This window comes from Rheinheimera sp., assembly GCF_020217005.1.
Taxonomy (GTDB): domain Bacteria; phylum Pseudomonadota; class Gammaproteobacteria; order Enterobacterales; family Alteromonadaceae; genus Pararheinheimera.
In genome coordinates this window covers 1-10,000 of the sequence record NZ_JAIWOI010000173.1, presented here as the reverse complement: position 1 = coordinate 10,000, position 10,000 = coordinate 1, and the positions used below count along the sequence as shown (strand labels likewise).

11 protein-coding genes are annotated in these 10,000 nt (G+C 46.2%); 5 read left to right on the top strand and 6 right to left on the bottom strand.

Features of this window, described 5'->3' with window-relative positions:
* The 3 genes from LDL40_RS08490 to LDL40_RS08480 all read right to left on the bottom strand — a co-directional run.
* On the bottom strand, nucleotides 1-580 hold a 580-nt coding region (locus tag LDL40_RS08490; RefSeq protein ID WP_300994841.1), incomplete at its 3' end, for a LytTR family DNA-binding domain-containing protein.
* Nucleotides 567-1,658, bottom strand: a complete 1,092-nt coding sequence (locus LDL40_RS08485) for a sensor histidine kinase (protein ID WP_300994840.1) — start codon at nucleotides 1,656-1,658, stop codon at nucleotides 567-569. The genes LDL40_RS08485 and LDL40_RS08490, both read right to left, overlap by 14 nt.
* Nucleotides 1,655-2,713: a sensor histidine kinase gene (locus tag LDL40_RS08480; protein WP_300994838.1), complete on the bottom strand. Its 1,059-nt coding sequence runs from the start codon at nucleotides 2,711-2,713 to the stop codon at nucleotides 1,655-1,657. Before LDL40_RS08480 ends, LDL40_RS08485 begins: the two co-directional genes overlap by 4 nt.
* 349 nt (nucleotides 2,714-3,062) lie before the next feature.
* On the opposite strand from LDL40_RS08480, the gene LDL40_RS08475 reads away from it, so the two are divergent.
* Together LDL40_RS08475 and LDL40_RS08470 are read left to right on the top strand one after the other, a co-directional pair.
* On the top strand, nucleotides 3,063-4,577 hold the full coding sequence (locus LDL40_RS08475; RefSeq protein WP_300994836.1) for a sodium:alanine symporter family protein: 1,515 nt from the start codon (nucleotides 3,063-3,065) through the stop codon (nucleotides 4,575-4,577).
* 67 nt (nucleotides 4,578-4,644) lie between these two features.
* Nucleotides 4,645-5,166: a GNAT family N-acetyltransferase gene (locus LDL40_RS08470; RefSeq protein ID WP_300994835.1), complete on the top strand. Its 522-nt coding sequence runs from the start codon at nucleotides 4,645-4,647 to the stop codon at nucleotides 5,164-5,166.
* 22 nt (nucleotides 5,167-5,188) lie between these two features.
* On the opposite strand, the gene LDL40_RS08465 is transcribed toward LDL40_RS08470, so the two are convergent.
* Entirely contained in the window at nucleotides 5,189-6,364 is a 1,176-nt protein-coding gene (locus LDL40_RS08465) for an MFS transporter (RefSeq protein WP_300994834.1), read from the bottom strand.
* A gap of 98 nt (nucleotides 6,365-6,462) precedes the next feature.
* On the opposite strand from LDL40_RS08465, the gene LDL40_RS08460 reads away from it, so the two are divergent.
* Nucleotides 6,463-7,350, top strand: coding sequence for a LysR family transcriptional regulator (locus tag LDL40_RS08460; protein ID WP_300994833.1), 888 nt, complete (start codon nucleotides 6,463-6,465; stop codon nucleotides 7,348-7,350).
* On the opposite strand, the gene LDL40_RS08455 is transcribed toward LDL40_RS08460, so the two are convergent.
* Nucleotides 7,347-7,568 (bottom strand): hypothetical protein, encoded by a 222-nt coding sequence (locus LDL40_RS08455; RefSeq protein WP_300994832.1) that lies wholly within the window; start codon nucleotides 7,566-7,568, stop codon nucleotides 7,347-7,349. The two genes, LDL40_RS08460 and LDL40_RS08455, sit on opposite strands and share 4 nt — an antisense overlap.
* Before the next feature lie 172 nt (nucleotides 7,569-7,740).
* Here LDL40_RS08455 and LDL40_RS08450 point away from each other — a divergent pair, with 172 nt between their 5' ends.
* Together LDL40_RS08450 and LDL40_RS08445 are read left to right on the top strand one after the other, a co-directional pair.
* Entirely contained in the window at nucleotides 7,741-8,754 is a 1,014-nt protein-coding gene (locus tag LDL40_RS08450; RefSeq protein ID WP_300994831.1) for a DUF2817 domain-containing protein, read from the top strand.
* A complete protein-coding gene (locus LDL40_RS08445) occupies nucleotides 8,745-9,530 on the top strand; it encodes an alpha/beta hydrolase (protein WP_300994830.1) in 786 nt (261 codons plus the stop codon). Before LDL40_RS08450 ends, LDL40_RS08445 begins: the two co-directional genes overlap by 10 nt.
* Here LDL40_RS08445 and LDL40_RS08440 read toward each other — a convergent pair.
* The coding region (locus tag LDL40_RS08440; protein WP_300994829.1) for a tRNA-uridine aminocarboxypropyltransferase at nucleotides 9,481-10,000 on the bottom strand (520 nt) is incomplete at its 5' end. The two genes, LDL40_RS08445 and LDL40_RS08440, sit on opposite strands and share 50 nt — an antisense overlap.

The window sequence follows — 10,000 nt, the reverse complement described above, 5'->3', positions numbered from 1 at the left end:
CCTGAGCAAACTGAGATGGTAATCTTTGCATTAGCTCTTTAATGGTTTCCCGAATGATCAGGTTTTCACTTAAAGTATAAACACACATGTAATTGCCAGCTGCTTCAATCATCAGAATCTCAATATCATCCAACAATAAAGTTGAGGCCCCGGTTTTAAAGGTAAGTTTACTGTGGACTTGAGCAACGGGCATATCCTGTTGCTTATCCAGGGCAGTTTTAGCGTCCAGCAGGGTTTGAGCCAGGCGTTGGCGTGAAACAGGTTTGAGCAAATAATCAAAGGCAAAGTGCTCATAAGCTGAAAAGGCGTAATTGTCATAAGCAGTCACCAGAATAATTAAAGGAGCTGCCATAGCAGAAGATTTGTTCAGTTGTTTGAGCACCTCAATACCTTTAATTCCCGGCATTTGGATGTCCAAAAATACCAGATCAACTTCTGTTTTCTGCAGATAAGCCAGCACTTCGTCACCGTTATCAAAACAGGCATCGATATGAATATTAGGGTAGGTGGCCAGTTTGGCTTTTAAATTGCTGATGGCCAATGGCTCATCGTCGGCTATTACAGTTTTAATCTGCTGCATGCAGTAGCTCCAAAGGTAAAGAGATTTGCCCGGTAAATTTATCCTGCTGTTGGCTGAAGCTTAAGCTGGCCTTACCATGAAATAACAAACTCAGACGTTCAGCCAGATTATGCAGGCTGCCAAAACTGACTTGTTGTGGCCACCCTGCTGCTAACTGAGTGCCTGGACCATTATCTGAAAGTTTTAGCAGTAAAACTGAACCTTGTTGTATCACCTCGACCTCTATGCAGGCTCGGCCTTTTAGCTCAGACACGGCATATTTCACAGCGTTTTCTGCCAGAGGTTGCAGCAATAAAGGCGGTACTTTCTGCTCCATCGCCTGTTCATCCAGTTGCCAGTTAATTTCCAGCCTGTCGCCAAAACGTACTTGCTGTATCGCCAGGTAAGAGGCTAAAGCGTCCAACTCTTCTCTTAAAGGGATAAGATGTTCAGTGTGATTTTTTAATGAATGTCGCAGGAAGGTGGAGAGCTGCAGGATCAGATTTTCTGCCTCGAGCCCTTTACGCTGTACTATCAACGAGTTAAGAGCATTTAATGTATTAAACATAAAATGTGGGTTCAGCTGATAGCGCAGTACTTTTAATCGAGCCATTCTGGCTTGTCTTGCTAATTCCTGCTGTTGCCTGAACTCAGCTCTGTTGAGTAAGTTAGCTTTGTAGACTAAAAACAGCGCAAACCAGCCTGCTATTGGCAAAAGTACCAGATTAAAAGCCAGCGCATAACGCAGCACAGAGTCAGTTTCCGACGGCATCAGGGCATAATTCATCATCAGATGCTGCCGTACCGGAGTTAATATCAACCAAAGAGGGATCAACCACCTCGCCAGTCGCAATGCCTGTTGTTTGATGTTGATCGCCAGCGCCAGCTCTTTTTGTCCCAGATAACCAGTTACAGTAAAATTTACCGCACTGATCAGCGTGTAAATCATCAGATACGGAAATACCGATCTGCCATGGTTCTCCAGTGGCACCAGTACCGCCAGATGAATATATTTGACCAATAAATAGGTGAGCCAAAATACCAAATGCCAATACCAAAACCTTTCTTTATTAACACTGAAGGGGACAGCTGAATTCATCCGACAGCTCCCTGTAACGGCAGTTGAATGCTGACCAGGAATCCTTTTTGCCTGGCTTGAACTACTAAACTTGCGGTAGTGCCGAAATGCTGACTTAAGCGATTTTGAATATTGGTCAGGCCCACACCTGAACTTTGTCCCTGCAGCTTAATGGCCTGTTCACCGGGGCCATCATCTTCTACTTGCAGACAGAGCTGACCGTTGTGTTGTTGTCCTGCTATGGTGATAGTTGCACCCTGTTGCTGAGTGGCTACGGCATATTTTATGGCGTTTTCGACCAGTGGTTGCAGCAACAGCGCTGGGATCAAATGCTGTCGGACATTCTGGTCAATTTTCCAGTCGACTTTGAGTTTGTTTCCGAATCGGGTTTTTTGTAGCGCCAGATAAGCCTCGATGGCGGCCAGCTCATCTGCAAGTTTCACCAGACTGTCCGGAGCTGTGCTCAGAGAGTAGCGTAAAAAAGACGCTAGTTGCTCGGACATCTGTTCCGCGTCGTCAAAACGTTCAGCCTCAATCAAAGCACAAACCGAATTCAGCGCATTAAAAGTAAAATGAGGATTGAGCTGGTGGCGTAATGCCTGCAATTCAAGCTGTTGAATTTTCTGACTTAAGCGGGCTGATTCCGCCAGGCGCAAATGCCGTTGCTGGTTGAGAATGTACGCCAGATACAAGGCTGTCCAGACAAAAAATGCCAGAGTGTTGCTATCTAAATTGCTTAATAAGAAACGCGGATCGAAATGCTCCTGTTTCATCGGGATCAGCCAAAATGCGTTTTCCAGAGGCACATAAATACAAGTCACCAAGGCGGCTGCCAGTACCAATTGCCAGACTGAAAAATTATGTTGGTTAATTTTATATTGAGACCAGATCAACAGCGCTCCGGTGACCAGCATTGCCGCAGCATCACTGACAAAACTCATACCTAAATAGCTTAAAGCTTCTGCTTTATGCCAGATTAATAATTCCAGGGTCCAGGCAAACAGACTAAAAGCGAAAATAATCAACCAGAACAGGCAGTGGTAGCGCAGCAAAAGTTTTAGTTGAGAGTTGAACACCGGGCACTCCTGTTATCATTGCGCCAGTCAGTATAACCATAAGTTTCAGGCGGGCATTCGCAAGTCTTGGCCACCGGACCCTAAGTCGTGACCAGTGGGTTTTGGTCTGCACTATTTTTATCCTGCAGCAGGCAGAATTGAAAGATAAATGAAAAAATAACAATAGTAGTCCGCTTTGGCCTGCGTTATCGTTGTGATGTTAAACAAACTCCGGGTAAAAATGAGCTTGGATTTGCAGTCTGACGCAGAACATTGGGAAACCAGCTAGCTACATAGCTATTCTGCTTTTGATATGGCAAATTAAGCGGCGTTTGAAAAATTAAATTCAGAATAATTATAAGGAAGGGAAATGGAAGGCTTTATTAGTACGCTAAACAGCATTGTCTGGAGCCCCGCGTTGATTTACCTCTGCCTTGGTGCAGGGTTGTTTTACTCGATATTAACCCGTTTTGCTCAGGTGCGTCATTTCAAAGAAATGTGCAAACTGATGCTGAATAATAGTGAATCTGATAAAGGTATTTCATCATTTCAGGCCTTGGCTGTGTCTCTTTCCGGCCGCGTAGGCGTAGGTAATATTGCGGGTGTGGCTGCCGCTATAGGATTTGGCGGGCCAGGCGCAGTATTCTGGATGTGGATAGTAGCCTTTTTAGGTGCCAGCACTGCTTATGTTGAATCGACTTTAGGTCAAATTTATAAAGTGGAAGAAAACGGTCAGTACCGTGGCGGCCCGGCTTATTATTTTGAGCGATGCCTGGGCTGGCGCTGGTTAGGTATATTGTTCGCCATTTCTGCCATTATAGGTTGTGGCATATTTTTACCCGGCGTTCAGGCCAATGCAGTTGGTAATGCGATCACTCAGGTTTTTGGCGAAGGTACAGCCGTAATCACCAGCTTTGGTGAAGTAGGAAGTAATAAGCTGATTGGCTTAGCTTTTATTCTGATTATTTTGGCATTCATTATTTTTGGCGGTATCAAGCGTATTGCTAACTTTACCCAAATTGTTGTGCCTTTTATGGCCTTGGGCTACATAGTACTGGCGCTGATCGTGGTGTTCCTGAACCTTGACAGAGTTCCGGCTGTGTTTGGCCTGATTTTCAGTGATGCTTTCACTGCTCAGGCAGGTTTTGGTGCTGCTATAGGATGGGGGGTAAAACGGGGGATTTATTCTAATGAAGCGGGTCAGGGCACTGGTCCACATGCTGCCGCCGCCGCTGAAGTAGAACATCCTGCTCAGCAAGGCTTAGTCCAGGCCTTTTCTGTGTATGTTGATACCTTATTCGTTTGTACAGCAACAGCTTTAATGATTTTGATCACCCAGCAATACAATATTCAAACTGAAGATTTTAATGCTGTGACTGGTACCGGCACTATGATAATGCAGAATATAGATCCGGCTACTGTAGTGGCTTCTCCTGCCTTTACTCAAATGGCTTTGCATAGTGTCTTTGGTCAATTTGGTCAGGTATTTGCCGGACTTGCGATTTTCTTCTTCGCTTTTACCACCATTTTGGCTTATTACTACATTACAGAAACTAACGTCGCTTATTTAAATCGTATATTTAACAATAAGTTGCCAAGTCTTGTTTTCAAACTGTTGCTAATGTTTATGGTGGCTTATGGCACGGTCAACAGTGCTGGATACATCTGGAACATTGGTGATCTGGGTGTAGGTATTATGGCTTGGGTTAACGTCATTGGTATTTTGGTGATCTTCTTTATGTATAAGCCGACAATGCGTTGTTTGCGTGATTATGAAGAGCAAAAGAAGAGCGGTGGACCTATTAGTTTTGACCCTGTGAAATTAGGTATTAAAAATGCGACTTTCTGGGAGAAACGCCTGGAAAAGCAGCAAGAAAAAAACTAATAACCAAGAGCCGTTGATGAAGGAGCCTGAATATGGCTCCTTCATTTTTAGTAAAAGGGAGGCTGCTTTGATTAGTAAGACAGCACGTTTGATCTTAAGAGAACTTCAACTTACGGACGCTGCTTTTGCTTTGCGTTTATATAATGAACCCAGTTTCCTGCAACATATAGGTGATAAGGGCGTCCGGACTGTAGAAGATGCAGAGAGAAACCTGCAGCAGGGTGCTATTGCCAGTTATGCGCAGCACGGTTACGGTATGTGGTTAGTGGAAAATCATCAAGGTCAGGCGATTGGGCTTTGTGGTTTAATCAAACGTGATTTTCTGAGTGAGACGGATTTGGGTTATGCCTATCTGCCGGAATTTTTTGGGCAGGGCTATGCTTATGAAGCTGCAACAGCAGTGCTGGCCTATGCCGCTGAGCATACGGCGTTAAAAACTTTGGTGGCTATAGTGTCGCCTGCTAATCTGGCGTCCAGAGCTTTACTGCAGAAACTGGGTTTTGAGCAGGATGGCCAGGTATTGGTACCGGATAAAAATGAAATGGTGGATTTTTATCGTATCCATTTAACCAACAAGCCTGGTCTGTAACGATCAGGCTTGTCTTCAGAGATCAGTCAGTCTGAGCCATTAGTCTTTGGTCCAGCTTACCGCTGATATGAGTCAGACCAAAGGCCAGCAACACAATCAAAGCTCCTATCCATGGTGTAAACATCAACCCCCATTGGCTGACGACCAGGCCACCAGCCCAGGCACCAAATGCTATCCCCAGGTTAAAGGCCGCTATATTCAGCCCACTGGCTACGTCAACAGCCTTTGGCGTATAGACTTCAGCCTGACGTACTACGTATAGTTGTAAGCCTGGTACATTACCGAAGGCCACAGCGCCCCACAACAATACGGTTAAGGCTGCCAGCGCGGGATGAGGTGCGGTAAAACTTAGCAGCAACAACACGGCTGCCAGGCCTAAAAATATCAGTTTCAGCGCAGCTATGGGGCCCTTTTTATCAGCCAGTTTTCCGCCCCAAATATTACCTACAGCCACAGATACGCCATAAAGCAGCATCAGCAGCGCTATATGGTCAGTGCTGAACCCCGACACGTCCTGCAGGATAGCGGCGAGGTAAGTAAAGGCAATAAAACTACCGCCATAACCCAAAGCTGTTTTGGCATAAACCATTAATAAGCGGGGTTCGGTCAATACCTGCATCTGTTCGGCAAAACTGGCAGATTTTTGTTGGGCTAAATGATTAGGCACTAGAATAACTGAACCTATCATGGCGATAAAACCTAATGCTGCCACTGCATAAAAAACCGCTTGCCATCCCAGATACTGACCAACAAAAGTGCCCAACGGTACTCCAGTGACCAAAGCTACAGTTAGACCGGTAAACATTAAGGCGATGGCACTGGCAGCTTTATCTTTGGCTACCAGACTGGTCGCAATAGTGGACCCTATGGAGAAAAACACCCCATGTGCCATACCAGTGACAACCCGGGCCAGCATCAGTGAATAATAATCCGGCGCCATAGCACCTAACATATTCCCCAAAGTAAAAAGCGCCATTAGACCAACCAGCAGAGTTTTACGTGGCATTTTACTGCTCAAGGCTGTTAATACTGGCGCTCCAATAGCGACGCCTAAGGCGTACAAACTGACTAAAAGGCCGGCTGAGGGTAAAGACACTGCCAGATCGGCAGCTATTACAGGTAATAAGCCCACTATAACAAATTCAGTGGTGCCTATGGCAAAGGCGCTTAAGGTTAAGGCCCATAAAGCAAGTGGCATACTATTTCTCCGCATATTTAAAGTGGCGCTAGTGTGCTGTACTTTGTTATTGTGAAAAATAGCGGTAATTGAAAATATCTATTGCTTTGGAGGCAATAATGGCGGGCCAAACACAACAGCTGGATACTTTTGTCACTGTAGTGAAAACCGGTAGCTTTACGGCGGCCGCTGATCAACTAGGTCAGGCAACTTCGGTGATTAGCCGCAGGGTTAAGCAACTGGAACAACGTTTGGGCGTTGCTTTGCTGGTGCGCACTACCCGTAGCTTAAGACTGACCTCTGAGGGCGAATGGTATTATCAGCAAGCCTGCAGTATTTTGCGTCAGTTAGCTCAGGCTGATCATTTTTTAATGGACCGTAGCCACAAGCCAACTGGTAAGTTACGGGTTGATTCAGCTACACCTTTTGTTTTGCATCAGTTAGTTCCTCTGATCTCTGAGTTTTTGGCCTTGTATCCGGAAATTGAATTGACGCTGGATACCTCAGAATCATTTATCAATTTGATCGAAAAACGGGTAGATGTCGCGATACGTTTTGGCGAATTGACGGATTCGAGTTTAAAAGCAAGAAAGCTAGGAAGCGGATTCCGCCGTTTGTTGGCGAGTCCGGACTATCTGGCTGGATTTGGCACCCCTGAAACCCTTGCTGATTTAGCCAGACACCGCTGTTTAGGTTTTAGTTCTGTAGAGCAGTTAAATCGTTGGCCGATCAGAGATAGTGAGGGCGAGTTTTACCGAATTACGCCTTATGTTTCAGCAGACAGTGGTGAAACCCTAAGGCAACTGGCGTTATATGGCAATGGTATTGCCTGCTTATCTGGTTTTATGACACAAGAAGATATCAGGGCCGGACGCCTGGTACCCGTATTGGAGCATCTGCGCGAACAGGTACTGATGCCAGTTTATGCTGTGTATTACGGTGAAGGAGAAGCAAATCCGCGAGTGCGCTGTTTCATCGACTTTTTAGCTCAGAAGCTGGTGCTCTAGTTTTGCTGTGTTTGCTGCGCTTTTTGCTGTTTTAAATACTCTTCATAACTGCCTGCCTGCCGTTCCAGGCATTGGGCTTTGACTTGGGCTGGAAGCTGGTTGCACTGCGATCTGTGGTCTCGCTGCATTCTGTTATACCACCATTCATCTGAACCTACTTTGCTATAAGCACAGGCACTTTGTAGTAACACCAGCAGCAGTACAAGGGCAAAACGCATGATAGTCTCCTTCTGAATCTGAATAAAAGTATGCTCTGCAACAGTCTGTATTACCAGACTTTTATCCCGGTTTGTTCAGGCCATACTTGTCATTAAAAGTTCATCAAAAAAAGTCAAACAAGCTGAGGTTAAACTTTTATTCTGTGGAGAATTCAACTTACCGGCTTAGACTGTGCAAAGCAAAAGAACCCGCCTGCTGTTACCTGAACTGATCCGATTGGAAGCGCTGATAGAAACTTTACCCAAAGCGGTAAAAGCGTCAGAGCTGGCGCGTTTTAGTTCCGCAGGGCAATCTTTTCCAAGCTATCTGATTGAACTGGCGACATTTGACCCTGCTAAACCTACACTACTGCTGACAGGGGGCGTGCATGGACTGGAGCGTATAGGATCTGCAGTGTTGATCGCCTTTCTGGAAAGCCTGCTGCAGCGGCTGGAATGGGATCATGGCTTAGAACATCAGTTAAATCAGCTAAATCTGCTGTTGTTGCCTATGGTTAATCCTGTCGGCATGGCTAACCACAGCCGGAGTAATGGCAATGGCGTGGATTTAATGCGCAATGCCCCTGTGCATTGTGAAGATAAAGCTGCCTTTTTAGTGGGCGGGCAAAGCTATTCACCGCGTTTGCCCTGGTACAGAGGTAACCCACAACAGCCTGAGGCTGAATGTCAGGTTGTGTTTGATTTAGTACGGCAAAAGTTGTTTCACAGCCCCTTTAGTCTGGTGCTGGATTGCCATTCCGGTTTTGGTCAGGTCGATCGGATCTGGTTCCCTTATGCTAAAAGCCGTAAACCTTTGCCACACTTGGCTGAGTTATACAGGCTGCGCCAGCTGTTGTTTGATTGTTATCCGCACCAGGCGTATCAGTTTGAGCCTCAGTCTTTACATTATTTGTGTCACGGTGATTTATGGGACTATCTGTATGATGAGTCACTGCAGTCTGGTAATTTGTTTTTACCGCTCACACTGGAAATGGGGTCCTGGAACTGGGTGCGGAAAAACCCGTTTCAATTGTTATCCAGTTTAGGCTTGTTTCATCCGGTCAAACCGCACAGGGTAAAACGGGTGTTGCGGACTCATCTGACGTTGTTTCATTTTTTGATTGCAGCTACTACTTCTCATCAACACTGGCGACGGGCTATGTTTCCACGCATGCTCAGACAAGAGGCTATGGCACTATGGTACTGAGTTCTGAACAAAACCCTATACTGTTGCTACGCGGTTTATTGCGCGAAAGCAGACATTGGCATCATGTCCCACTGTTGTTGAGTCAGCAACTGCAGCGGCCGGTCTGTACTCTTGATTTGCCGGGCTGCGGCTCGTTGTTCCGGCAAAAGTCCGCTGCTTCTGTGCCGGCTTTACGCCAACAATTGCAGCAACAGTGGGCAGAGCGTTATCCAGAGTATCAGGGCGAGGCCGTGCATTTACTGGCAATTTCCATGGGGGGAATGCTGGCTTTGGATTGGGCTATTGCCGCGCCACAACAGGTAAAGTCTGTGATATTAATTAATAGCAGTAGTGCGGGGCTAAGCCCGTTTTGGCAACGTTTGCATCCGCGTAACTATTTGAAAGTTCTGTTGTGTTTGTTGGCAGGGCCGTTACGGCGCGAAGAGCTGATTTGGCAAATGACAGTGAATTCGCCTGTGCAGCCAGAGTTGCTAAAACTATGGCAGCAATGGGCCATAGAGGCTCCGGTTAGTCGTATCAATGCATTACGCCAACTCTGGGCCGCAAGTCGTTTTCGTATCATGCAGCAACCAGACTGTCCTGTGCTTGTTGTGTCTAGTCTGGCCGATCAACTGGTTTCACCTCAATGCAGCAGAGCTTTAGCCAAGGCGCTTAATGCTTCGCTGGTAACCTATACAGACGCAGGTCATGACTTGCCGTTAGAAGCGGGGCCCTGGCTGGCTGGCGTTATAAATCAAAGTTTAAATGAGGTTTACCAGCAATATAATTACGTCTGAAAGTAGTGAAATAGGCCGCCAAATCTGCGCTTGCCTGATGATCTCCAGCCAGTTCCAGTACGGCAATACCTACTTCTGCAGTGCACAACTGATGTGCATGTGCGGCTTCGCGCAGCTGATATAAAGAGCTTTTCTCCGGCTGAATGCCCAGTACAGGATAAGCATCCAGATAAGGACTTTTGCTGAACATCTTTTTCGCTTCGCGCCAGGTACCGTCCAACATCACAAAGAGTGGGATTTTTTCCCCAGTCTCAAGCTGATCTATACAGCGTTCTGGCGCAGCGTATTGTTGTGGAAATACCACTACAGGGGCATACCGAGGGTTTTGCAGCAAAGTTAAAAGTTCTGGCTCGGGTTGGGTTCTGTCCCAAACAAAAGCAAAGTTTTCCGGTGCGACATCCGCAATCAAACGGCCTGTATTGGTTGGTTTATAAGCTTCACCTTTGTACATGACAAAACAAAAAGCGCTG

Excerpts from the sequence above, each read along its gene's own strand:
- LDL40_RS08485 (WP_300994840.1), bottom strand. The coding sequence starts at position 1,658 with ATGAATTCAGCTGTCCCCTTCAGTGTTAATAAAGAAAGGTTTTGGTAT.
- LDL40_RS08475 (WP_300994836.1), top strand. The coding sequence starts at position 3,063 with ATGGAAGGCTTTATTAGTACGCTAAACAGCATTGTCTGGAGCCCCGCG.
- LDL40_RS08465 (WP_300994834.1), bottom strand. The coding sequence starts at position 6,364 with ATGCCACTTGCTTTATGGGCCTTAACCTTAAGCGCCTTTGCCATAGGC.
- LDL40_RS08460 (WP_300994833.1), top strand. The coding sequence starts at position 6,463 with ATGGCGGGCCAAACACAACAGCTGGATACTTTTGTCACTGTAGTGAAA.
- LDL40_RS08455 (WP_300994832.1), bottom strand. The coding sequence starts at position 7,568 with ATGCGTTTTGCCCTTGTACTGCTGCTGGTGTTACTACAAAGTGCCTGT.
- LDL40_RS08445 (WP_300994830.1), top strand. The coding sequence starts at position 8,745 with ATGGTACTGAGTTCTGAACAAAACCCTATACTGTTGCTACGCGGTTTA.